This window comes from Streptomyces sp. NBC_01216 (assembly GCF_035994945.1).
GTDB lineage: Bacteria > Actinomycetota > Actinomycetes > Streptomycetales > Streptomycetaceae > Streptomyces.
The window spans coordinates 3,895,346-3,919,517 of record NZ_CP108677.1; the positions used below are offsets into that span (position 1 = coordinate 3,895,346).

13 protein-coding genes, 1 tRNA gene and 1 pseudogene are annotated in these 24,172 nt (G+C 73.5%); 12 read left to right on the forward strand and 3 right to left on the reverse strand.

Annotated features, from left to right (window positions below):
- Nucleotides 1–170 precede the first annotated feature (170 nt).
- The 7 genes from OG393_RS17215 to OG393_RS17245 all read left to right on the forward strand — a co-directional run bounded on the left by OG393_RS17215 (nucleotide 171) and on the right by OG393_RS17245 (nucleotide 12,454).
- Entirely contained in the window at nucleotides 171–1,721 is a 1,551-nt protein-coding gene (locus OG393_RS17215; protein ID WP_327375537.1) for a DUF7059 domain-containing protein, read from the forward strand.
- Nucleotides 1,722–2,373: 652 nt separating this feature from the next.
- Nucleotides 2,374–2,571 carry a hypothetical protein gene (locus OG393_RS17220; RefSeq protein ID WP_327375538.1) on the forward strand — a complete coding sequence of 66 codons (198 nt, stop codon included), beginning with the start codon at nucleotides 2,374–2,376 and terminating at the stop codon, nucleotides 2,569–2,571.
- 236 nt (nucleotides 2,572–2,807) lie between these two features.
- On the forward strand, nucleotides 2,808–5,714 hold the full coding sequence (topA, locus tag OG393_RS17225; RefSeq protein WP_327375539.1) for a type I DNA topoisomerase: 2,907 nt from the start codon (nucleotides 2,808–2,810) through the stop codon (nucleotides 5,712–5,714).
- Nucleotides 5,715–5,902: 188 nt separating this feature from the next.
- On the forward strand, nucleotides 5,903–9,172 hold the full coding sequence (tmk, locus tag OG393_RS17230; protein ID WP_327375540.1) for a dTMP kinase: 3,270 nt from the start codon (nucleotides 5,903–5,905) through the stop codon (nucleotides 9,170–9,172).
- Nucleotides 9,173–9,420: 248 nt separating this feature from the next.
- Nucleotides 9,421–10,623, forward strand: coding sequence for a DNA polymerase III subunit delta' (locus OG393_RS17235; RefSeq protein WP_327375541.1), 1,203 nt, complete (start codon nucleotides 9,421–9,423; stop codon nucleotides 10,621–10,623).
- Between the two features lie 103 nt (nucleotides 10,624–10,726).
- On the forward strand, nucleotides 10,727–12,283 hold the full coding sequence (locus tag OG393_RS17240; protein ID WP_327375542.1) for an alpha/beta hydrolase: 1,557 nt from the start codon (nucleotides 10,727–10,729) through the stop codon (nucleotides 12,281–12,283).
- 94 nt (nucleotides 12,284–12,377) lie between these two features.
- Nucleotides 12,378–12,454: transfer RNA gene (locus OG393_RS17245), tRNA-Thr, on the forward strand.
- A 122-nt stretch (nucleotides 12,455–12,576) separates the two neighbouring features.
- Here the strand turns inward: OG393_RS17245 and OG393_RS17250 are convergent.
- From OG393_RS17250 to OG393_RS17260, 3 genes are read right to left on the reverse strand one after another with little or no spacing between them, the layout of a single operon-like run.
- Complete coding sequence (locus OG393_RS17250; RefSeq protein WP_327378461.1) at nucleotides 12,577–13,008, reverse strand: nucleotidyl transferase AbiEii/AbiGii toxin family protein; 432 nt, start codon at nucleotides 13,006–13,008, stop codon at nucleotides 12,577–12,579.
- On the reverse strand, nucleotides 12,890–13,477 hold the full coding sequence (locus OG393_RS17255) for a nucleotidyl transferase AbiEii/AbiGii toxin family protein (protein ID WP_327375543.1): 588 nt from the start codon (nucleotides 13,475–13,477) through the stop codon (nucleotides 12,890–12,892). Before OG393_RS17255 ends, OG393_RS17250 begins: the two co-directional genes overlap by 119 nt.
- Nucleotides 13,477–14,091 (reverse strand): type IV toxin-antitoxin system AbiEi family antitoxin domain-containing protein, encoded by a 615-nt coding sequence (locus OG393_RS17260; RefSeq protein ID WP_327375544.1) that lies wholly within the window; start codon nucleotides 14,089–14,091, stop codon nucleotides 13,477–13,479. The genes OG393_RS17255 and OG393_RS17260 overlap by 1 nt, the downstream gene beginning before the upstream one ends.
- A 672-nt stretch (nucleotides 14,092–14,763) precedes the next feature.
- On the opposite strand from OG393_RS17260, the gene OG393_RS17265 reads away from it, so the two are divergent.
- The 5 genes and pseudogenes from OG393_RS17265 to OG393_RS17285 all read left to right on the forward strand — a co-directional run.
- Nucleotides 14,764–16,335, forward strand: a complete 1,572-nt coding sequence (locus tag OG393_RS17265) for a TIGR02677 family protein (protein ID WP_327375545.1) — start codon at nucleotides 14,764–14,766, stop codon at nucleotides 16,333–16,335.
- Nucleotides 16,332–17,861, forward strand: coding sequence for a TIGR02678 family protein (locus OG393_RS17270; protein ID WP_327375546.1), 1,530 nt, complete (start codon nucleotides 16,332–16,334; stop codon nucleotides 17,859–17,861). Before OG393_RS17265 ends, OG393_RS17270 begins: the two co-directional genes overlap by 4 nt.
- Nucleotides 17,862–21,992 (forward strand): TIGR02680 family protein, encoded by a 4,131-nt coding sequence (locus OG393_RS17275; protein ID WP_327375547.1) that lies wholly within the window; start codon nucleotides 17,862–17,864, stop codon nucleotides 21,990–21,992. It abuts the gene before it with no gap.
- A gap of 4 nt (nucleotides 21,993–21,996) precedes the next feature.
- Nucleotides 21,997–23,352 (forward strand): TIGR02679 family protein, encoded by a 1,356-nt coding sequence (locus tag OG393_RS17280; RefSeq protein ID WP_327375548.1) that lies wholly within the window; start codon nucleotides 21,997–21,999, stop codon nucleotides 23,350–23,352.
- Nucleotides 23,353–24,059: 707 nt separating this feature from the next.
- Nucleotides 24,060–24,170 (forward strand): annotated as a pseudogene (locus OG393_RS17285) (Uma2 family endonuclease); the annotation flags it as partial.
- Between the last annotated feature and the right edge of the window lie 2 nt (nucleotides 24,171–24,172).

Genomic DNA, 24,172 nt, shown 5'->3' on the forward strand with positions numbered 1-24,172 from the left:
CGGCCCACGCCCGCCGCCTCCTCGCCCCGCCCCCGCACGCTCCGCCCCCGCACGCCCCTCCGCCGTTCTCTCGTGCTTCGGCGTCTCCGTACCCCCGTGCCGGTACACCCGTCCCGTGCGCACGGGCGGGGCGGGGCGGGCCGAGGTGGTGCGGCGGTCACAATGAGGGAGTGAGTACGACCAGCCTGACCCCCAGCCTCCCGTTGCCCGCGCACGCCGCCCGACTGCGCGAGGCGCTGCTCGCCGCGGACTTCACCGCCGACGGCCTGCTCGAACTGCTCGGAGCCCCCGCCTACGCTGCCCTCGCCCGCAGCGAGACCGTGCCCGCGCTGCGCGCCACCCGCGGGGACTCCCCGCTGGAGTCGCTCGTGCGTCTCTTCCTGCTCCAGGGCGCCGTCCCCGCCGAGCGGGCCGCCGCCGCGCTGCCGTTGAAGGAGGCGCTGGCCGACGGGTGGGTCGAGGAGGAGGGCGACGAGGTCCGGGCGACGGTCGACGTCCGCCCGTACGGAGGACCGGAGGGCCAGGACTGGTTCATCGTCTCCGACCTCGGCTGCGCGGTCGGCGGCGCCGGCGGCATCGGCAGGAAGGGGCGTCACGCGGGGACCGCCGTCGTCCTCGGCGTCGGTGGGGCGTCCACCACGCTCGCCGGCATCACGGTCCGTACGCCCGTCTCCTCCGCCCTCGACCTGGGAACCGGTTCCGGAATCCAGGCCCTGCACGCCGCCCAGCACGCGACCCTGATCACCGCGACCGATCTCAACCCCCGCGCACTGGACTTCACCCGGCTCACCCTCGCCCTGTCCGGAGCCCGTGGGGCCGAGCTGCTCGCGGGCTCGCTCTTCGAACCGGTCGACGGCCACACCTACGACCTGATCGTCTCCAACCCGCCGTTCGTCATCTCCCCCGGCGCCCGGCTCACCTACCGCGACGGCGGCATGGGCGGCGACGACCTGTGCCGCACGCTCGTGCAGGAGGCCGGCGAGCGACTCAACGACGGCGGCCATGCCCAGTTCCTCGCCAACTGGCAGCACGTGGAGGGCGAGGAGTGGCAGGAGCGCCTACGGTCCTGGGTGCCGCGCGGCTGCGACGCCTGGATCGTGCAGCGTGAGGTCCAGGACGTCACCCAGTACGCCGAGCTGTGGCTGCGCGACAGCGGCGACCACCGAGAGGACCCGGCACGCTACGACGAGCGGTACGAGGCGTGGCTCGACGAGTTCGAATCCCGCGGGACGCGGGCAGTCGGCTTCGGCTGGATCACCCTGCGCAAGAACCCGGCGGTGGCCTCCGGAGCCGTGGAGCCGTCGATCGTCATCGAGGAGTGGCCGCACCCCGTCGAGCAGCCGCTCGGCGACACTGTCCGGGCGCACTTCGAGCGTCAGGACTACCTGCGGACCCGTGACGACGCGGCGCTGCTCGCCGACCACTTCGTCCTCGCGCCGGAGGTGATGCAGGAGCAGGTGGGCCTGCCCGGCGCTGAGGACCCCGAGCACGTCGTGCTCCGTCAGAACCGCGGCATGCGGCGCGCCACCAAGGTCGACCACGTCGGCGCCGGATTCGCGGGCGTGTGCGACGGATCGCTCAGCGCCGGCCGCATCCTCGACGCGATCGCCCAGTTGACCGGCGAGGATCCCGTACTGCTGCGGGACCGTACCCCGCAGGCGATCCGCCTCCTGGTGGAGGAGGGCTTCCTGCTGCCCGTCGGCGAGCGGGGCGACGCCTGACACGACCCGGACGGCCACCCCGTGGCCCCCGCGCCGGACGCACGGTCTCCCGGGCCGGCTCCCGGGGGCGGCGGTCCGCGGCGGGCCGAGCTCCGGTGACCGTTTCCGCCTCCGCTCTCCTCCCGCCTCCGCTTCCGTATCGTCACCCGGCTCGTCGTGTCCCGGGGAAGGCCCGCCCGCCGGGTGTCACCCGGCGGGCGGCGCGGCGTATGCCCGCGGAGACACCGCTGGTCGGGGCGGAGTACCCGTTCTTCCGCCGGGTGCTCCGCGCCGGGCTCCCGGCCTCGCCGGAGGGCGCGGCCCACCCGTCCGCGCCGTCCGGCCCGAGCGCTTCCGCCTGCCGGGCGTCCGGCGGCGCCGTGCCCCCGCGCGGGGCGCCGGCCCCGGCCCCCGCCCCGTGCCGTCCGTGGCGCCCACCGCGTCGGCGCGCCGACGCCCCTCCCGCTCGGGCCGGGACGAAACACGAGGCCACGCGGCCGGACGGCCGGGAGAAGGAACGCCGGAGGAGACGCGTCCACTACCGGCCATCTTCGTGAACCCCTGCCGGGCCGTCCGCGTCGTTCACCCGGAATTCGCGCCCACGACGCCGGGGGGTGCCAGCCTCGGGCTCCAGAGGGCCGCGGAGGCCCACGGAGGGAACGGGGTACGGGGCATGGAGAGCGGGCCAGCGATCTTCGCCGGGACGGCGTTCGCGCTGTTCGGAGGCGCACTGCTGCTGTGGACGGTGATGCGCGTGCGGCACCGTCGGCCTGTGGCGCATGGTGTGGACGTACGCGCCGGGGCGGCACTGACGACGGTCTTCGGCGCGGTGTTCCTCCTGCTCGGGGTGTGGTGCTTCGGGCGGCTGTGACGCACGCTCTCCGGCAGCCGCGGCGGACGGTCGCGCCCCGCCGGTCGGGAGTCGGGCGGCAGGAATGCCAGCACTCGGGTTACCGTTCGAGTGGCCGTTGCGGGCTTTCGCCGTTTGACACGGGGGCGGGTTGTACCGTCACACTCCGCAGCGACGGCAGCGTCACCGTACGAGCCGCAGCCGTGCGTGCCGTGCCGCACGCAGCCACCGAGCGTCGACCGGAGAGAAGAGCGAAGTTGTCCCCGACCAGCGAGACCGCAGAGGGCGGCCGCCGACTCGTCATCGTCGAGTCGCCTGCCAAGGCGAAGACGATCAAGGGCTACCTCGGCCCCGGATACGTCGTCGAGGCGAGCGTCGGGCACATCCGTGACCTGCCCAGTGGTGCCGCCGAGGTACCGGAGAAGTACACCGGCGAGGTGCGCCGTCTCGGGGTCGACGTCGAGCACGACTTCCAGCCCATCTACGTCGTCAACGCCGACAAGAAGGCACAGGTCAGGAAGCTCAAGGAGCTGCTGGCCGAGTCCGACGAACTCTTCCTCGCCACCGATGAGGACCGCGAGGGCGAGGCCATCGCGTGGCACCTCCAGGAAGTCCTGAAGCCCAAGGTCCCGGTCCACCGGATGGTCTTCCACGAGATCACCAAGGACGCGATCCGGGCGGCCGTCGCCAACCCGCGCGAGCTGAACCAGCGCATGGTCGACGCCCAGGAGACCCGTCGCATCCTGGACCGGCTGTACGGCTACGAGGTCTCGCCGGTCCTGTGGAAGAAGGTCATGCCGAAGCTGTCGGCGGGCCGCGTGCAGTCGGTCGCCACCCGGCTCGTCGTCGAGCGGGAGCGCGAGCGCGTGGCCTTCCGGTCCGCCGAGTACTGGGACCTGACCGGCACGTTCTCCACTTCCCCCGGTGACGCCGGAGCCGCCCTCGCCGGGGGCGGCTCCGGCGAACCCTCGTCGCTGGTCGCTCGGCTGGCCACGGTCGACGGCCGGCGGGTCGCGCAGGGCCGGGACTTCGGTGCCGACGGCCGGCTGAAGTCCTCCCAGGTGCTCCACCTGGACGAGACGAACGCGCGTGCCCTGGCCGCGGCGCTGGCCGAGACCTCCTTCGCCGTCCGCTCGGTCGAGTCGAAGCCGTACCGGCGCTCCCCCTACGCCCCGTTCCGGACCACCACCCTCCAGCAGGAGGCGAGCCGCAAGCTCGGCTTCGGCGCGAAGGCGACCATGCAGGTCGCGCAGAAGCTGTACGAGAACGGCTTCATCACCTACATGCGTACCGACTCCACGATCCTGTCCGACACCGCCGTGGCGGCGGCCCGGGCGCAGGTCACGCAGCTGTACGGTGCCGACTACCTGCCGGAGAAGCCGCGCGTCTACGCCGGCAAGGTCAAGAACGCGCAGGAGGCGCACGAGGCGATCCGCCCCTCGGGTGATCGTTTCCGCACCCCGGCGGAGACCGGTCTGACCGGCGAGCAGTTCCGGCTCTACGAACTCATCTGGAAGCGGACCGTCGCCTCCCAGATGAAGGACGCCACGGGTGACTCGGTCACCGTCAAGATCGGCGGAGTCTCCTCCGACGGACGCGACGCCGAGTTCACGGCCTCCGGAAAGACGATCACCTTCCACGGCTTCATGAAGGCGTACGTCGAGGGAGCCGACGACCCCAACGCGGAGCTGGACGACCGTGAGCGCAGGCTCCCGCAGGTCACCCAGGGCGACCCGCTGTCGGCGCGGGAGATGACCGCGGACGGCCACGCCACCAAGCCGCCGGCCCGCTACACCGAGGCCACGCTCGTCAAGGAACTGGAAGAGCGCGAGATCGGCCGCCCGTCGACCTACGCGTCGATCATCGGCACGATCCTGGACCGCGGCTACGTCTTCAAGAAGGGGACGGCCCTCGTCCCGTCGTTCCTGAGCTTCGCCGTGGTCAATCTGCTGGAGACCCACTTCGGCCGGCTCGTGGACTACGACTTCACGGCCAGGATGGAGGACGACCTCGACCGCATCGCGCGGGGCGAGGCCCAGTCCGTGCCGTGGCTCAGGCGCTTCTACTTCGGCGAGGGCGGCCAGGACGACGGCGCCGGCGCGGCGGACGCGGGCAACGGTGACGGCGACCACCTCGGCGGTCTGAAGGAACTGGTCACGGACCTCGGCGCGATCGACGCGCGCGAGATCTCCTCCTTCCCGGTCGGCAACGGCATCGTGCTGCGCGTCGGGCGCTACGGCCCGTACGTCGAGCGCGGCGAGAAGGAAACCGAGGGACACCAGCGGGCGGACGTCCCCGACGACCTCGCTCCGGACGAGCTGACCGTCGAGCACGCCGAGGAACTGCTCGCCAAGCCGAGCGGTGACTTCGAACTCGGCACCGACCCCGTCAGCGGGCACCAGATCGTGGCCAAGGACGGCCGCTACGGCCCGTACGTCACCGAGATCCTTCCCGAGGGCACGCCGAAGACCGGCAAGAACGCGGTCAAGCCGCGCACGGCCTCGCTGTTCAAGTCGATGGCACTGGACACCGTGACCCTCGACGAGGCGCTGAGGCTGATGTCGCTGCCGCGCGTGGTGGGGACCGACGCCGAGGGCGTCGAGATCACCGCGCAGAACGGCCGCTACGGCCCGTACCTCAAGAAGGGCACGGACTCGCGGTCGCTGACGGAGGAGGAGCAGCTCTTCACGATCACGCTGGAGGAGGCGCTCGCGATCTACGCGCAGCCCAAGCAGCGCGGGCGTGCCGCCGCCAAGCCGCCACTGAAGGAGCTCGGCGTCGACCCGGTCAGCGAGAAGCCGGTCGTGGTCAAGGACGGCCGCTTCGGTCCTTACGTGACCGACGGAGAGACCAACGCGACCCTGCGGACCGCCGACAGCGTCGAGACGATCACTCCGGAGCGCGGGTTCGAACTGCTGGCGGAGAAGCGCGCCAAGGGACCGGCCAAGAAGACGGCGAAGAAGGCCACGGCCAAGAAGACGGCCGCGAAGAAGACCACCGCGAAGAAGACCACGGCCGCGAAGAAGACCACGGCCGCGAAGAAGACCACGGCCGCGAAGAAGACCACGGCCGGGACGACGGCGACGAAGGCCACCGCCACGAAGGCCACGGCGGCCAAGAAGACCGCCGCCGCGGCGAAGAAGTCGGCGGACGGGCCGGAGTAGAGCGGCCGGACCACGGACACCGGCGAGGGGCGGGGGCGCGAGCCTCCGCCCCTCGCTCGTGCCCCGCTCGTGCCCCGCTCGTGCCCCGCTCGCCCCCGCTCGCCCCCTCTCGCGCACGGTCTCGGCGCGTGCCACGTTTGTTCGGGCGGAGGGAACAGGGAGTGAAGGGGTCCGGATAGGGTGGACGGATGACGCGAGCAGAGCAGACGGACTCCGGTGCCGCACTTGTCGCAGATTCCAGGGAACGTGCCGTGCGGGCGCTGCTGCGCCACCGGCCTCTCCGACGCTTGTGGAGCGCGCAGTTCGTCGGGGGGACGGGGGACGCCCTCGCCCTGCTCGTCCTGGTTCTGCTCGGCCTTCAGTCGGCCGTGTCCGAAGGCTCGTTCGGCGGCGGCTACCAAGGAGCGGCCCTCGCCGTCGCCACCGTCGTCGGCGCCCGGCTGCTGGCCGGCGTGCTCTTCGGGGCCGTCCTTCTCGGCCCGCTCACCACCCTCACCGGCCCCGCGGGAGTCCTCGACCGGCGCTGGACCATGATCGGGGCCGACGCCCTGCGGGCCGCGCTGCTCGTCGTCGCCCCGCTGTGGATCGACTGGACTCCCGGCAAGGCACCGTGGTTCCTGCTCGGCACCGTGTTCGTCACCGGCGCGGCCGAGCGCCTGTGGACCGTGTGCCGCGAAGGCGCCGCTCCCGCGCTGCTGCCCGCGTCACCGCTGGAGGGCGCCGCCGTACGCCCCCTGCCGGACCACCTGGACACGCTGCGCCGTCTGACGCTGCGCACGAACTTCCTCGCCGTCCCGGCCGCCGCGGCCGTCCTGCTCGTCGCCACCCTCGTCGGCGACCTGCTCGGCACCGGCATCGAGTGGTTCTCCCTGCACCAGGCCGCTCTCGGCTCGTACGTCGCCGCCGGCCTGTTCGCCGCCTCCGTCTCCGTCCTCGCCGCCCTCACACTGCCCGGCGGGAAGACGCCGAGGCCCCGCTCGCCCCTGGAGGGACTGCGCCGCCCCCGCACGGACCAGGGCAAGGAGAACGGCCGTACCGGAGCCCTGCCGATCCTCGTCCTCGCGTGTGCCACCGTCGCCGCTGCCGTCACCGCCGCGGCGGCCGTCTCCGTCCTCCACGCGGGCGACCTCGGCGGCGGACCCGTCACCTTCGCACTCCTGATCCTCGCGCTCAGCGGGGCCACCGGTGTCGGCATCCGTACCGCCGGCTCCGTGCTCACCGTCCTGTCCCGCCGTCGCCTCCTCGCCCTCGCGATCGCCCTGAACGGCGTCGCGCTCCTCGCGATGGGCCTGGTGACCGACACGACGACCGTGCTGCTGCTGGCCGTTCTCGCCGGTTACGCCGCCGGAGTCGCCGCCCACACCGGCCACACCCTGATCGACCAGGAGACCGAGGAGGCCCGCAGGCCCCGGGCCACCGAACACCTCCAGGCCGTCGTCCGGGTCGCCATGGCCTTCGCCGCGCTGGTCGCCCCGCTGCTCGCGGCCGTGATCGGCCGGCACCGCCTCGGCTCGGGCAGCTTCGTCTTCGCCCATGGCGGCGCCGCCTTCACCCTGATGCTGGTCGGCGCGCTGCTGCTGCCGGTCGCCGCCCTCGTCCTGGCCAGGACCGACGACCGTGCCGGCGTTTCGCTGCGTCGCGACCTGCGCGACGCGCTGCGCGGTGCCGACCCCGTCCAGGCACCCGCCCCCACCGGCTTCTTCATCGCCCTGGAGGGCGGCGACGGCGCCGGCAAGTCCACCCAGGCCCAGGCACTCGCCGACTGGATCCGCGCCAAGGGCCACGAGGTCGTCGTCACCCGCGAGCCGGGTGCCACACCCATCGGCAAGCGCCTGCGCTCGATCCTGCTCGACGTGTCCAGCGCCGGACTGTCCCACCGCGCCGAGGCGCTGCTGTACGCGGCCGATCGCGCCGAGCACGTCGACTCCCTGGTCAAGCCCGCCCTGGAACGCGGCGCCGTCGTCATCTCCGACCGTTACATCGACTCCTCCGTGGCCTACCAGGGCGCCGGACGCGACCTGTCGCCGACCGAGATCGCTCGGATCAGCCGCTGGGCGACGGGCGGGCTCGTGCCGCACCTGACCGTCCTGCTGGACGTCTCCCCGGAGACCGCGCGGGAACGGTTCACCGAGGCACCCGACCGGCTGGAGTCCGAGCCGCCGGAGTTCCACGAGCGGGTGCGGGCCGGCTTCCTCACCCTGGCCGCCGGGGACCCGGGCCGCTATATCGTCGTCGACGCCGGCCAGGAACCCGAAGCCGTCACCACCGTCGTACGCCACCGGCTCGACCGGATGCTGCCGTTGTCCGAGGCCGAGGTGAAGGCCCGGGAGGAGGCCCGCCGCAAGGCCGAGGAGGAGGCCCGTCGGCGCGCCGAGGAAGAGGCCGCGCGCAAGGCGGAGGAAGAGCGACTGGAGCGCGAGCGCCAGGAGCAGCTCGCCAAGCTCCGTGCCGAGGAGGAGGAGCGCAAGCGCCGCGAGGAGGAGGAGGCGCGGCAGCGCGAGGCCGAGCGGCAGGCCGAGGAGGTCCGCCGTCGCGCCGAGGAGGCCAGGCTGGCCGCCGAGGAGGAGCGTAGGCGGCGCGAGGCCGAGGAGAAGGTACGCCGTGAGGAGGAGGAACGCCGCCGCGAGCAGGCCGAGGAAGAGGCCCGGCTGCGTGAGGAGGCGGAGGAGCGTCGCCGCGAGAAGCAGCGCAAGGCCGAGGAGGCCCTGCTGCGCGCCGAGGAGGCGAGGCGGCTTGCCGAGGCCGCGGCGGCGAAGGCCGCCGAGGAGGCAGCCCGCGAGGCCGTCGCCGAAGCGGAACGGAAGGCGGCGGCCGAGGCAGCCGCCGCGAAGGCCGCGGCCGAGGCGAAGGCGGCCGAGGACGCGAAGGCCGCCGAGGCCACCAGGATGGCGGAGGAGGCACGGGCCGCGGAGGCGGCGCGGGCTGCCGAGGCGGCGCGCCTCGCGGACGCCGAGGAGAAGGCGAAGGCCGCGGAGGCCGCCCGCGCACGCAAGGCCGAGCAGGACGCCAGGGCCGCGGCGGAGGTATCGGCCAACGAGGTGACCGTACCCACACCGGTCGTGCGGCCCGACGACATCACACAGCCCGTGCCGACCGTCTCACCGAACGAGGTCACGGTCCGCACGCCGCTCGTGAAGCCGCAGGAGCAGACGCGTCCCGAGGAGGAGACCGCCGTGCTCCCGTCGGTCCGGGACGCGGCCGACACCGCGGTCCTGCCGCCCGTCCGGGACACCGACCCGGCCCACCGGGTGCCGCCGGGGTTCTTCCGTGACGAGGAGGACGAACCGACGGGGGCCGGCGACCGCACCCGTGAACTGCCCCAGGTCGACGAGCGGGGCCGCCCGCGCCGCCGCTCCGACTGGGCCGAGGAGACGCCGCTCGACGACCTGCCGACCCTGGCGGACGAACTGTTCGGCCCGCACGACGACGAGGACGACAGCCGGCCCCCGCGCCGCTGACGCCCACCGACGGCAGCGGTGCCGACGACGTCCCCGCCGTCGGCACCGCGGCCGTCGGGTACGCCCCCGGGGGCCGGTGCCGTGTCGTGCAGTGCTCCGCACGGCCCCCGCGCCGCTCTCCCCGACCCCTCCCGGTGCGTGCCCGTCCCCGCCGCTCACCCCTCCCTCCCTCCCTCCCTCCGGCCGTCGCCTGGACCCGCTGTCGGCGCGGTGCCCCACAATGGAGGACGTACCTGAGGAGGGCGCACATGGCCGTATGGGACGACCTGGTCGGACAGGCGCGGGTCGAGGAACAGCTCGCCGCCGCCGCGCGCGACGCCGACGCGCTCGTCACCGCCCAGGCCACCGGCGGTTCCGGCCCCGAGGCGTCCAAGATGACGCACGCCTGGCTGTTCACCGGCCCCCCGGGCGCCGGGCGGGCGACGGCGGCGCGCGCGTTCGCCGCCGCCCTTCAGTGCGTGAGCCCCGACCGGGCCCTCGGCGGGGCGCCCGGCTGCGGCTTCTGCGACGGCTGCCACACCGCCCTGATCGGCACCCACGCCGACGTCGAGGTCGTGCGCACCGACCTGCTCTCCATCGGCGTCAAGGAGACCCGCGACCTGGTCCGGCGGGCCCAGCTCTCACCCGCCAACGGCCGCTGGCAGGTGATCGTCCTGGAAGACGCGGACCGGCTCACCGAGGGTGCCGGAAACGTACTCCTGAAGGCGGTCGAGGAGCCCGCGCCGCGCACCGTGTGGCTGCTCTGCGCACCGTCCCTGGAGGACGTGCTGCCCACCATCCGCTCCCGCTGCCGCCACCTGACGCTGGGCACACCGCCGGTGGACGCCGTCGCCGACGTCCTCGTGCGCCGGGACGGCATCGACCCGGCCGTCGCCCAGGCCGCGGCCCGCGCCACCCAGGGCCACATCGACCGTGCCCGCCGGCTGGCCACGGACGAGCGGGCCCGGTCCCGCCGTTCGGTCGTCCTCAAACTGCCCCTGCGGACCGACGACATCGGAGCCTGCCTCAAAGCCGCCCAGGAACTGGTCGACGCGGCCGGCGAGGAGGCCAGACAGAGGGCGGAGGAGACCGACGTCAAGGAGACCGAGGAACTGAAGGCCGCCCTCGGCGGAGGCCAGGGCGGACGCATGCCCCGCGGCACGGCGGGTGCCATGAAAGAGCTGGAAGAGCGTCAGAAGCGGCGCAAGACGCGTTCGCAGCGCGACAGCCTGGACCTCGCGCTCACCGACCTCACCGGCTTCTACCGCGACGTACTGGCGCTGCAGCTGAGAGCACGTACGGCCCTGGCCAACGAGGACGTGCGGGACGCGGTCGAAAGGATCGCCCGGGACACCACCCCGGAGCGGACACTGCGTCGGATCGAGGCCGTGCTCGCCTGCCGCGACGCCCTGGACCGGAACGTCGCCCCGCTGCTGGCCGTCGAGGCGATGACCATGGCGCTGCGAGACTGAGATGCCGCGCCAGGCGTTCCGCCGGGGCCTCCGCGGGGCGCCCCGCCGTGGCCCCGGCGGTCCGATTGGACACGCTCCGCACTCGTACGGATACGCTCCGGGCATGGACTCCAGGCGCTTGCTCCGCACGTCCGCCACCGCCCTCGCGGCGGCCGGGCTGATCCTCTCCGGCTGCACGGGCGGGAACGACGCCGCCGCCGGGCCGTCGTCCGAGCGGAAACCGGCCGCCTCCTCCGCGTCCCCGGTGTCCGAAGCCGCCCTGCGGGGCTACTACACGCAGAAGCTCGCCTGGAGCGACTGCGGTGTCCCCGGATTCGAGTGCGCGACGCTCCGCGCGCCGCTCGACTACGCGAAGCCGGACGAGGCGGAGATCGCACTGGCGGTGTCCCGGGTCCGGGCCACCGGCCCCGGCAAGCGGCTCGGCTCGCTCCTGGTCAACCCCGGCGGCCCCGGCGGCTCCGCCGTCGGCTACCTCCAGGGCTACGCCGGCATCGGCTACCCGGCCCCGATCCGCGCCCGGTACGACATGGTCGCCGTCGATCCGCGCGGAGTGGCGCGCAGCGAGCCCGTCGAGTGCCTGACCGGCCCCCAGATGGACGCGTTCACCCAGGTCGACCAGACCCCCGACGACGACGGCGAGACAGCGGCGCTGACCGCCTCCCTCAAAGGCTTCGCGACCGGCTGCGCCCAGCGTTCGGCGAAGATCCTGCCCCACGTCTCCACCGTCGAGGCGGCACGGGACATGGACCTCCTGCGGGCCGTCCTCGGCGACCGGAAACTGACCTACGTCGGCGCGTCCTACGGCACCTTCCTCGGGGCCACCTACGCCGAACTCTTCCCCTCCCGCGTCGGACGGCTCGTCCTCGACGGGGCGATGGACCCCTCCCTGCCGGCGGAGGACCTCAACCGCGACCAGACGGCCGGCTTCGAGACCGCCTTCCGGTCCTTCGCCGCGGACTGCGTCGAGAAGGCCGGCTGCCCGCTCGGCACCAAGTCGGTCGCCGAGGCCACCGACAACCTCCGGGACTTCTTCCGCCGGGTCGACGCCCGGCCCCTGCCCACCGGCGAGAGCCGGGCACTCACGGAATCCCTGGCCACCACCGGCGTGATCGCCGCGATGTACGACGAGGGAGCCTGGCCGACGCTGCGCGAGGCCCTGACCCGGGCGATCGGCGGCCAGGGCGCGGGCCTGCTCGCCCTGGCCGACAGCTACTACGAGCGCGAAGCCGACGGCACGTACGCGAACCTGATGGCCGCCAACGCCGCCGTGAACTGCCTGGACCTTCCCTCCGCCTTCACCGGGCCCGCAGAGGTGGAGAAGGCCGTGTCCTCCTTCGAGAAGGCGTCCCCGGTCTTCGGCGAGAGTCTCGCCTGGGCATCCCTGAACTGCGCCTACTGGCCCAGCCCCGCGACCGGCCGCCCCCACCGCATCACCGCCAAGGGCGCGGCCCCGATCGTCGTGGTCGGCACCACCCGCGACCCGGCCACCCCCTACAAGTGGGCCCGGTCCCTGGCCTCCCAGCTCTCCTCCGGCACCCTGCTGACCTACGAGGGCGACGGTCACACCGCGTACGGCCGCGGGAGCGACTGCATCGACACCGCGATCAACACCTACCTCCTCGAAGGGACCGCCCCGGAGGAGGGAAAGCGCTGCTCGTGAAGGTGCCGGAGGCCACCCCGGGGGTGGTCGGAGCACCCCCGGAAACTGTGTAGACTTGGCGACGCCGCTGCGCCCACTATGGATCGCACAGCATGCCGCCTTAGCTCAGTTGGCCAGAGCAACGCACTCGTAATGCGTAGGTCTCGGGTTCGAATCCCGAAGGCGGCTCCATTTTAGACCAGGCCAGATATGCTCTGACCTGGTCTTTTGTGTTCAGTTTCTGATGACTGGTCAGCTCTTGTGGTGGCTGGATGTTCAGGGGAGCGCGAGGGGAGCGCATTCGAGCTCCGGAATCAGGACCATGTCCGGGTGGCTGCGGCCCACGTCTGTGTGGCGGCTTCGCCCGTGATGCAGGGATCCGAGAAGGCGATGACCTGCTGCACGACGTCGGTGAAGCGTTCGGGGTGGCCGGTTGCGGCAGTGCCTTGGCGGCGGCGCCACGCGGCATAGGAGCTCTGGCGCTGCTCGGCGAGGTCGGTGATCGCTGTGCTGAGTGGCTTGAGAGTGATGCCTCGGTGGGTGGCCGTGGCGGTCAGCGCGGCGGCGAGTTCCCGGCCGTCGAGGTCGTTGAGGGTGAGCAGGCGGTAGAGGTCGGCGTAGTCGCGGTCACGGGTGTTGAGGTCGCCGAGCGAGATGGCGGTGGTGAGCTTCTCGGCGATGACAGTGGCGAGGGGGTAGCCGAGGATCTGGAAGCTCTCCGAGGTGAGCTGCTGCGGGTAGTCGATGGTCTGCGGGCCGGGGGGTGACGGGGTCGCCGAAGCTGACGTCGAGCTGGAGCTTGAGACGGGCCCGTGCGATGGAGGCGGCCATCGACAGGCGCAGGCCGTGGTACTCGTCCTCTTCGCGGATCGGTACGGTCTTCAGTGTCGCCGGGTCGAAGGCGACGCCGTCGTCGGTCTCGGTTGCGGCGATGGCCGCGATCCTGCGAACGATCTCGGTTTCCTCGCCGGGGAAGGAACGGCCGAGGATGTCGATGTCGCGGGTCGTGCGGCGAGCCCCGAACTGGGCGAGCAGCAAGCCGCCCTTGAGTACGAAGTGTTCGCGGCCGAGGGGTGAGATGGCGAGGCGGTAGAGGAACCGTTCGAGTACGTACTCGACCATGATCTCGTCGGTGGAGCGGTTGGTGCGGCGGGCCAGGTTGCGCAGGTCGTTGTAGACGCGGCCGGCGGTGGTGCCGCGGGTGGGGTTCGGCATCAGGCGAGCACCGCCTCGACGGCGGGGCGGATGGTGGACAGCGCGTCCAGTTCCCGAGCGATGTCCTGGAGCTCGCGGGCGGCGCGGCGTCCGTCGCGCCGCAGGTAGCGGCCGAGTGCGGACAGGGCCAGGGTCTCGCCGATGCGGTGGCGGTGGCGCATGGCGTCGACGACGCTGCGGGCGGCGTTGTATACGGGGATGGTTTCTCCTGGGGCTGCTTCGAAGGGCTCGATGCCGAGGGCGAAGGTCTGTGCGGTGTACTGGGCGACAGTGGTGGGCGGGTAGGAGATCGTGGGGCGGCGGGTGCCGCGGGGTACGGCGATATGCACGGTGGTGGGGATGTCGTCGATCAGCTCATGCAGGGCGAGAGCCGACTCGCCGCAGATGACGGCATGGGGCGCCCGGATGCATACGGCCAGGAGGTCGGCGTGGGCGGTCTCCGGTGCGTCTGCTTTGCGGTAGACGCCACGGGAGAGGTCGTTGACGGCCCCCTCTCCGACCAGGGTGGCGAGATCGCGAGAGGAGAGCCGCGCCTGGTGTGCTTGCGCTGTGGTGAAAGTGGGGGGCAGGTGAGTCAGCCGCTGTGAGCGGCTGGGGTCTTTCGCGGCCGTCATGCATCAAATCGTACCCCTCTCGGGTGGTGATGGGTGCGATTTGATGCATTCGGTGCGCTGGCCGTCTCGACGGTGGGGCGGCGCCCAGCAACAGGGCATCCTTACTCTTGACCCGCGAAACCACCCTTTGCCGGGAGGGCGCCGTCCGGCTTCGCGTGGCCCTTGCGGCGGGCTCGATCTTCAGGCCACGTTCGGGGAAGAGCCACAGGACGGGCGGTGCTGCGTGCAGTGCTCCATCAGCCACCGGATGCTCGCCGGAGTCCCCGTCCGGCACCGGTTTGATGCCCAGCCTTCCGTGGATGAGTTCCATCCGGAGGACTTCGCGCTCAGCGGCTGTGGCGATGCGCTCGAAGTCTTCGGCCGGCATCTTCCGCCGGTGCTCAGCGACGGTCACCAGACGCCTCCCACGCTCAGCCCAGGCGGGCCCGGGGCTGCGTGTGGCCTGTTGGCGTCCGGCAGGGCCGAGCCGCCCGAGCGGGGCCGGAGGAGGCAGCCCGGGGTCAGGGCCGCTGTCCGGCGCCGGGGCGGGATCTGTGAGGGCGCGGAGTCTACCCGCGTCGGCAGAGCTGGGAGGAGGGTTTCCCCTGCACGGTGTTCAGGCGGCAGACTGGGGGTCAGGCCCGGCAGTGTCCCACCGGTCCGTTCCGCCGTACGAGGAAGCCGCCGACGCTCGTGAGTCACGATTCCCTGGCCCCGTCGCAGGCCGCGCCGGCCGTCGCCGTTCCCGCAGATGCTGAGGAAGAAGGGGCCTTCGGGATCGACGCCTTCACCCTCGACGACCGACTTCGGCTCTTCCACTTCGCCGCCGCCGAGAAACGCCACGACTACTTGTGGCTGCTGCGCGCCTTCGAGCGGGGCCGGGCCAACTACCAGGTGTTGCTGAACGCGTCGGACGTGTCCGGGCTCCTGCGCCAGATGGCCGGGGAGTACGCCGGTGCGGCGGCCGTCGGCGACGTACAGCCGCTGCTCGACGCGCTCGCCGAGTGGCGTGTGCTCGACCGCAGTTACGACGGGACGCGGGCGGCGAACCTGGCGGAGTACCGCAACCGGCACTACGTGTATCAGTTCACCCAGGCCGGTTACCGGGCGTACCGGGCCGTGGAGGACGTGCTCGGCGCCGCCCTGGAGGACGCGCAGCTGTCGCGTCTGGTCTTCCCGGACATCCTCGCCGACCTGACCGCGCTGGCCGAGGCGAACGCCGCGGGCGACGCCGAGGAGGTCTACCGCAAGCTGGGCCGCCTGGACTCCGTGCTGAACGAGATGGCGCAGCGGGCGGCCCGCTTCTATCTGATGCTCGGCGACCTGGCGCGCACCAACGACACCCGGCCCGAGGTGTTCCTCGCGCACAAGGACGCGCTGCTCGCGCACATGCGGGAGTTCACCGCCGAGCTCGGGCGTTACGCGCCGCTGCTCGCCGAGGCGGTGGAGAAGGCCGCCGCGAGCGGTGTGGACCGGATGGTCGAGTACGCCGCGGAGGCCGACGAGCGACTCTTCCGGACCCCGGCCGCCCGTCTGGACGACTGGCGGCAGCGGTGGGGCGGCATCGTGCACTGGTTCGGGGAGCGTGAGCACAGCGAGGCCGAGCGGCTGCAGGACGCCACGGTCACCGCGATCCGTTCCGTGCTCGCGCTGCTGCGCCGGGTGACCGAAGCGCGGCGCGGCGGGGTCAGCCGGGAGAGCCAGCTGCGCCACCTCGCCCAGTGGTTCACCTCGTGCGTCAGCGACGACGACGCGCACGCTTTGTTCCAGGCGGTGTTCGGGCTCGGCGCGCCCCGGCACATCGCCGTCCCCTATCCGGATCCCGAGCTGATTCCGGGCCGTAGCTCTTGGTGGGAGGCCGAGCCGGTGGAGCTGGCCCGCACCCTGGTGCAGTCAGGCCGTACCCCTGCCCTCAAGGGCCCCGGCCGTATCGAGCGCAACGACGCGGAGCGGGCCCGGCTGCGGGCCGAGCAGATCAGGGAGCAGGCCGAGCGCCGGGGCGCGGCCGCCGCCCTGGCCCTCGACGGCGCCTACAGCAGGGTCCTCGACGAGGCCGAGACCCGCGCCCTGCTCTCCCTGATGGACGTGGCGCTGGCCGCGCGGGTGCCGGTCACCCGGGGCGTGCCGGGCCCCACCGCCGCCGGCTCCGCGCACGGCGTACGTCTCACTCTCGTCCCGACGGGGCCCGGCGAGGCGTTCACCACGGTACGGACCGTGCGCGGGGATCTGCATCTTGACGGGCTGCGCCTGGAGGTCACCGGATGAGCACCCGCGTCGCCGAGAACGTCTCGGCCCTGGAACTGGCCGACTACCAGAAGGCCGTGCGGCTGGTCCTGCGGCATCCGCTGATCACGCCGGTGTACCCGGACAGCGGCGCGCTGGCGACCGTGCGGCGCTGGGCCGAGCAGCTGCGTACCGACCTGATGGACGTACTCGGATACCGGCTGGTCACCACCGCCGACACCGCCCGCCTCCAGCGCGCGCAGGACCGGCTCGATGCCACCCGGCCCGCGCTCAGCCGTGCGGGCCGCCCCTTCGACCGGCGCCGCTACGCCTATCTCGCCCTCACTCTGGCCGCCCTCGGCAGGCACGGAGCCCAGGTCGCGCTCGGTGAACTCGCCGACGCCGTCGCCGCCGACGCGGCCCGTATCGACGGTCTTGGCCTGGACACCGCCCGCAAGCACGACCGGGACGCCTTCGTCGACGCGGTCAGCTGGCTCGCCGAACGCGGTGCCCTGAGGCTCGCCGACGGCTCGGCCGCCTCCTGGGCCTCGGATCCGGAGCGGGCCGAGGCGCTCTACGACGTCGACCGCGAGGTGCTCACCGCCGTTCACCAGCCCACCCGCGTCCTCCAGCACATCACCTCGGTGACCGGGCTCCTGGACTCGGCGGGCGCCCGGAGCCTGTCCGAGGGGCGCCGGGCCCAGCGGCTCACCGCCGCCCGGCGGGCCAGGCGCCTGGTCCTGGAGAACCCGGTCGCCTACTACGCCGACACCGACCCCGAGCTGACCGGCCAGCTGCGTGCCCCCGCGCTCGCCGAGGACCTCACCCGCCTCACCGGTCTGAGCGTCGAGCGCCGAGCAGAGGGCATCGCCCTGGTGGACACCTCGGGACGCCTGTCCGACCTGCGGTTCCCCGGCGGTGGCACCGTCGCCCAGGCCGCCCTGCTGCTCGGCTCGCGGATCAGTCAGGCAGCGGCGCGCACCGGGCGGCACGCGCCCGAGCCGCTGCCCGCGCCGACCGCCGCCGAACGCCTCGCGGACCGGGCCGGCCGTATCGACCTGGCCCTCCCGGCACACGGCGTGTTCGGGGAGATCGCGACGGGTGCGGCGGGTGCGGGTACGACCGGCGCGGACGCCGGGGCGGCGCACCGCGGGGCGGACGGGGACGAGGCGGATGGCGGACCGAACGCGGAGAGCGACTCCGTGTCCGCCCCGGAGGCCCGCTACCCGTTCGTCACCGCCTCCTGGCTGCGCGCCCGGATGAAGGACGTCATCGAGCGGTACGGGACCGGGTTCGCCGCCGACCTGCGCGGCGACCCCGACCGGCTGCTCGACCAGGCGCTGGACCTGCTGGCCGCCATGTCGCTCGTCGTACGGGTGGAGGGCGGCGTCCTCGCGCTGCCGCTCCTGGCCCGCTATCGCGGGGTGACGGCCGAGGTCAGGACCCGTACCCGGGTACGTACCGCCGCGCCTGAGGCCGATGACGCGCCCGCCCCGGCCGCTTCCCAGGACGCCCTCGTCCCCGAGCCCCGCGCGCACACCGCCGACGATGTGAAGGACCCCGCCTAAGTGAGCACCGCCGCCACCGACCTCAAGACCCGGTTCGTGCCCACCCGCGCCGGGATCGTCAACCTGTGGGACTACCGGGACGAGGAGTTCTCCTTCGCCGGAGGCTGGCTGGTGCTGCGCGGCCCCAACGGCTCGGGCAAGACCAAGGCCCTGGAGGTGCTGTTCCCGTTCGTCCTGGACGGCCGCATCGACCCCAAGCGGCTCAACCCGTTCGCCGCCGAGGACCGCACCATGAAGTCCAACCTGCTCTTCCGCGGGCAGGAGGGCGCGCTCGGATACGTATGGATCGAGTTCACCCACCGCAGCACCGGGCAGGCGGTCACCTGCGGCATCGGCCTGCACGCCCAGAAACACCGGGACGCCCCCGCCCGCTGGCACTTCGTCGCCGACGGCCGGGTGGGAGAGGACTTCTCCCTGCTCACCGACGACGACCGGCCGCTGACGAAGAAGCAGCTGGCCGCCGAACTCGCCCCGCTCGGCGCCGAGCTGATCGCCTCGGCCACCGACTACCGGGCCGCCGTCGACCAGCGGCTCTTCGGCCTCGGCCGGGAGCGCTACGAACAGCTGCTCACCCTCATCCTCACGCTGCGCCGCCCTCAGCTGGCCAAGAACCTCGACCCGGCGAAGCTCTCCGACACCCTCACCGAGGGCCTGCGCCCGCTCGACGAGGACCTGATCGGTGAGGCCGCCCGCTCCTTCGACGACATGGAGTCCGTCCAGCGCACCCTGGACGGTCTGGTCGCCGCCGACGAGGCCACCCGGGCCTTCCTCGCCGCCTACTCGACCTACCTGCGGGTCAACGCCCGCGTCGCCGCCGACCGGCTCAGCGCGCGACGCGGGGAGAGCGAGCAGCGTGAGCGCGCCCACGCCGGGGCGGAGGCGGAGCTCGACCAGGCCCGCGACCGGCGGGAGGCGGCCGGCACCCGGGCCGACGAGACCGATGCGGCGCTCGCCGCGCTCCGCGCCCGCCTGGAGCAGCTGCGCTCCTCCGCCGCCTACCAGGCCGTCGAACAACTGGCCGATCTGGAACGTCTGGTGCGTACCTGCGAGCAGGCCGTCCGGCAGGCAGCCGACGAACACCGCCGCCGCGGCGCCGCCACCGGCCGGGCCCGCGCCGAGGCCGGGCACGCGGCCTCTCTCGCCGCCGAACTCGCCACCGCCGTCAGCGCCTCGGCCGCCGCCCTCGCCGACCAGGCTCACCGCGCCGGCATCCACTGGAGCGCCGCTGACGCGGACCCCGCGACCCTCGCCGAACGCGCCTCGGCCCGTGCCGCCGCCCGCCACGAAGGCGTACGGGCGGTACGGGCCGCCGCGGCGCACCTGCGGGACGCCGAGCGGACCCGCGAGGCGGCCCGCGCCGGGCGGGAACGCGCCCAGGACGCGGTCCGCGGCGCCGAGCACGAGGAGCGGACGGCGCACGGCGCGCTCGTCGCGGCGCACCGGCAGGTGCGGGAGGAGCTTGAGGGGTGGACCGCCCAGTACGGCGAACTGCTGCCCCCGGACACCGCCGACCGTCTGACCGAGGCCCTCGACGCGGCCGCCGAGGCGGACGGCCCGGGGGCTTCGGCCCCCGGGCTCACCGACCTGTTCGCCGAGGCCGTCCCCCCCGCCGTCCAGGACCTGCGCGACCGCCTGGCCGCCCTGCGCACCGAGCGCGACGCGCTGCTCTCCCGCCGGGCCGAGATGGAGGCCGAGCGGACCCGGATCGCCGCCGAACACGACGACGCCCCGCCCGCCGCCCGCGGCCGAACCGCACCGCGCGGGGAGACCGGGGAGACCAGGGAGAGATCGGCCGTGCCCCTGTGGCGCCTGGTCGACTTCGCCGACCACCTCGACGACGCGGGGCGCGCGGGCGTCGAAGCGGCCCTGGAGGCGTCCGGCATCCTCGACGCGCTCGTCACCGCCGAGGACCGGCCCGTGACCGCCGCCGCCGGCGACGGATACCTGCGCGCCACCGCCCCCGTCGACGGACCCAGCCTCGCCGACCTGCTGCGTCCCGAGACCGGTACCGCGATCCCGTCCGCGAGGATCACCGCCGTACTCAGGTCGGTCGCCGTCGCCGACACGGTGAGCGACTCCAGCACCGCCACCGCCACCGCCATCTGCCCGGACGGCCGCTACGCCGCCGGGATCCTCGTCGGCGCCCACACCAAACCGCACGCGGAGTACGTCGGCGCCACCGCCCGCGAGCGCCGCCGCGCCGCCCGCATCGCCGCCTGCGACGCTCTCCTGGCCGAACTCGGCGCCCAGCTCGACGAGCTGGCGCGGGCCGTGGCCGGCTGCGCGCGGGCCCTTGAGGAGTACGACACCGCCCGCGCCGCCCTTCCCCGTACCGCCGTCCTCACCCCGCACCTGCGCGCCCTGGACCGGGCGGTCGCCGCCCTGCGCGCCACCCGCGAGGCCCAGGATGCCGCCCAGTCGGTCCACGACGAGGCGCAGGCGGCCTGCGCGGTCGCCGAACGCGCCCTGCACCGGGCCGAGTCGGAGCACGGCGTCACCGCCGTCGGCGCGGACGACACCGAGTCCGCGACCCGTTCCTTCGAGCAGGCGGCGGCAGAACTGGCCACCCGCAGGCGCGAGCACGCCCGGCAGAACGAGACCGCCGCCTCGGCCGCCGAGCGGCTCACCGTGACCGCCGAGGACGAGGAGAGGGCCGCCGAAGCCGAACAGGCGGCCCGCCGCCGCCACGCCGAGGAGGACGCCGGACTCCAGGCCCTGCGCGAGGCCGTCGGCGCCGAGGCTCGGCACGTCATGGCCCGTGTCGAGGAGACCGAGAACAGCCTGGAGGCAGCCACGCGCGAGGCGGAGGCGGCCCGCAGGGCCAGGGACGAGGCGATCGGGCACCTGGCCGCCGCCGAGGCCCGGCGTACCGCCGCCGTCGACGCTCTGCGGGTCGCCGCCGCCGAGGAGCAGGACACCGCCCGCGGCCTCGCCCCGTACGCGGCCCGCGAACTCCTCGACCTCCTGCGCTGCCCGCCGGGTCTCGCCTGGCCCGCCCAGGAGGCCGACTGGACCGGCGCGGGACTGCCCGCCGCCGCCGTGGCCGTCCACGAGGCGATCCTGACCGCCACCCGCGACCTGACCCCCACCGAGTCCAGCGTCAAGCAGTCAGTCACCCGCCTCACCACGGCGCTGGAGGACCTGCACGCCCAGCTCGCCGCCGCCGGACAGGACTACCAGCCCGCCTGGGACAGCTCCAGCGGAGTGATCGTGGTGTCCGTCGCCGACGAACAGGGCCCGCTGCCGATCGCCTCGTTCGCCGAGAAGATTGCCGCACACCGCCGGGACCAGGCCGAACTCCTCTCGGATTCCGAACAGCGGATCCTTGAGGACGCCCTGCTCACCCGCCTCGCCCAGCAGATCCACGACCGCACCGTGGACGCCCGCGACCTCATCCGCCGTATGAACACCGACATGCGTGAACGCCGCATGTCCTCGGGTACCACCGTCGGGGTGAGCTGGCTGCTCGCCGACACCCTCGACGACGAACAGCGGGCCGTCTGCGCCCTCCTGGACGCCGACGCCGCCCGCCTCGGCCCGGACAAGCTCGCCCGGATGCGCACCCACTTCGCCGCGCAGATCAAGAACTCCCGCGCCCGGCAGCGCGAGACCCCCTACCGGCAGCTGCTCGCCGAGGTCCTGGACTACCGGCGCTGGCGGCAGTTCGCCTTCCAGCTGGTCCGCCCCGGCAAGGACGAGGAGCGCCTCACCCGCGCCCGGCACAGTCGGCTGTCCGGCGGCGAACAGTCCGTCTCCCTGCACCTGCCGCTGTTCGCCGCCGCCCATGCCATGCTCAACTCCGCCCACTCCGACGCCCCGCGCCTGCTCGCCCTCGACGAGGCGTTCGCGGGCGTCGACGACACAGGGCGCGGCGAACTGATGTCGCTGGCCGCCCAGTTCGACCTCGACCTGTTCATGACCGGGTACGACCTGTGGGCCGTGCACGCCGCGGTCGGCGCCGCTGCCCACTACGACCTCGCGCACTCCGCCGTGGACCACACCGTCTCCGCGCTGCTGCTCCTGTGGGACGGCGAGCGTCTGCACGCCGACGACACCGGCACCCTGAGCGCCGCACTCGGCTCACCGGGCACCCGCTGCGTACACCGGGAGGCCCGGCTTGTCGGCGGCTGAGAACGTGGCGGCAGACCCATCGGGTCCGGTCGCGGGTTCGCCTCCACGCTCCGAGCCGAGCGGTGCGACACCCCCGCCGTCGTACGCCGAACTGGCCGGCGAGGGCTGGCGGCGCCTGATCGCCGCCGCCCGGCGCCGGCTTGAGCGCACCGGAGGAGCCCTCGACGGCGACATCGGCCTCACCGCGCCCACCGAAGCCGAACGCCGTACGGTCATCGGCGTCACCGGCCGCTATCGCCCCGAGACCGTCAGACGTCTCACCATTCCCCTCTCCGACCTCGACACCTACCTGTACGACCGGTACGGCACCGGCCTGCTCCAGACCCTGGGCGCTCTGCGCGGCCCGCTGCGCGACCGGCCGGCCGAGCGCGCCGACGAGGCGGCCGCCCGTGCCCGAGTTCTCGAAGCGGCCCACGCCTCACCCCTGGTCGGCCGGGACTGGTACCCGGCCTGGTTGGAGAGGGTCACCGCCGACGGCACCCTCACCCGCCTCGTGCGGCGTGGCGACGGCGCCCTGCTGGCGGCGGCCGTCCGTGTGCTGGAGGTACTGGAGTTGCCGGACCTACCGGATCTACCGGACCTGCCCGGAACACGCGGCGACGGCGGCCGGGGCCCGCTTCCCCTGCCCGTCCTCGCGGAGTGGACCACGGGGGACACCAAGGCCCTGGTCCCGGGCGGCCCGCTCGAACAACTCGTGCTGCGCGCCCTCGCCCAGCGCGCCGCGGCCGACGGCGGGCCGCCGGTCCGGGTTCCCCAGGACCGGGCGGGGCGCCGCGCCCTGTGGGAAGGCGCCGGAGCCGTCGCCGACGACCTCGCCAGCCAGGTCCTCGTCCTCAACGTCGGCGCCATGGGCGACGACACGGTCTGCGACTGGCTGCGCGACGCCACCGGCTTCGGCATCCCCTTCCGCCTCACGCTCCACCAGCTGACCAGCGCCGACGTCGTGCCCGCCGCCCGCGAGATCCACGTCTGCGAGAACCCGGCCGTCCTGCGCGCCGCCGCCGCCGAACTCGCCGACCGCGCCGCGGCCCTGGTCTGCACCGAAGGCGTTCCCTCCGCCGCCTGCCATAGGCTCCTCGCCGCCGCGGCCCGCGCCGGCGCCCGCCTGCACTGGCGCGCGGACTTCGACTGGACCGGCCTGCGGATCACCGCCGCCGCCCTGGAGCGGCACGGTGCCCGTCCCTGGCGCATGACCGCGGCCGACTACCGGGGCGCCCTGGAACGGGGCGAGTCCACGGGGCTGGCCGGATCGCCCGCCGCCAGCCCCTGGGACCCCTCCCTCGCTTCCGCACTGAGCGAGTCGGGCCAGGCGGTCATGGAGGAACGACTGCTACCCGAACTCCTGTCCGACCTCGGCTGACGCGCTTGCCGCGGGGCGAGGTGTGGACGTCGACGACGCGGATGCGGTCGCCGGGGCGGAACTGGATGCCCGGAGTTGTCGGAACCACACAGGCGGCTCCGCGGCGCGCATTCCGACAGCTGTCCGCTGTCAGACCGCCACCGAAGGCGGTCAGGGGAGCGCGAGGGGAGCGCGGACGCCTTTGGACGGTGCGGCACTGGGCACGCACAGCGGGACCGCGACATGTGCTGTGATCTGGGGAAACGGGATCTGTCACGATCCCATGGCACAGCCCGGCACGATCGCTGTCGGCCTCGTAATGCGTAGGTCTCGGGTTCGAATCCCGAAGGCGGCTCGGATCAGCCCCAGGACTCACTCGCCGTGACCTGGGGCTTTTTCATGCCCCTTACCTGAGCGGACATGCGGCAGCGGGGGTCCGATACCTCGTGCGTGAGCATGCGGGAGCGACGGGGCTGTCAACCCGTGGACACGGGTCTCGCCCGCCGGTGGTCGCCGGTGAGCGGCCCGTCGCGGCAGAGCGGAAGCAGCGGCGCAGGCCGAATGCACGGCGGTGCTCCGTGCTCGCGGTGGCGAGCCGGGCGGCCATCGGGTCGTGGGTTGCGGTGGCGTCGGTGAGCCGGGCCTGCTGGACGGCCGAAGCGCGCGCCGGCTGTTCTGGCGTCCGGTGTGCCGGGGGGGCTGGGACGGTGCGCTGAGTTCAGCGGGAGGAGGAGGCCGCGGGACCTGACTGGAACGCCGATACCGACTTCGACGTCTGTCTCCAGGACGTTCCGCTCACGAGTCGGTGCCCGGATGTCGTCGTGTACCAGCCCGCGACCCG

Coding starts and splice junctions, on each gene's coding strand:
- OG393_RS17255 (WP_327375543.1), bottom strand. CDS start 13,477: ATGCCGAACCCCACCCGCGGCACCACCGCCGGCCGCGTCTACAACGAC.
- tmk (WP_327375540.1), top strand. CDS start 5,903: ATGACGCGAGCAGAGCAGACGGACTCCGGTGCCGCACTTGTCGCAGAT.
- OG393_RS17235 (WP_327375541.1), top strand. CDS start 9,421: ATGGCCGTATGGGACGACCTGGTCGGACAGGCGCGGGTCGAGGAACAG.
- OG393_RS17220 (WP_327375538.1), top strand. CDS start 2,374: ATGGAGAGCGGGCCAGCGATCTTCGCCGGGACGGCGTTCGCGCTGTTC.
- OG393_RS17260 (WP_327375544.1), bottom strand. CDS start 14,091: ATGACGGCCGCGAAAGACCCCAGCCGCTCACAGCGGCTGACTCACCTG.
- OG393_RS17270 (WP_327375546.1), top strand. CDS start 16,332: ATGAGCACCCGCGTCGCCGAGAACGTCTCGGCCCTGGAACTGGCCGAC.
- OG393_RS17240 (WP_327375542.1), top strand. CDS start 10,727: ATGGACTCCAGGCGCTTGCTCCGCACGTCCGCCACCGCCCTCGCGGCG.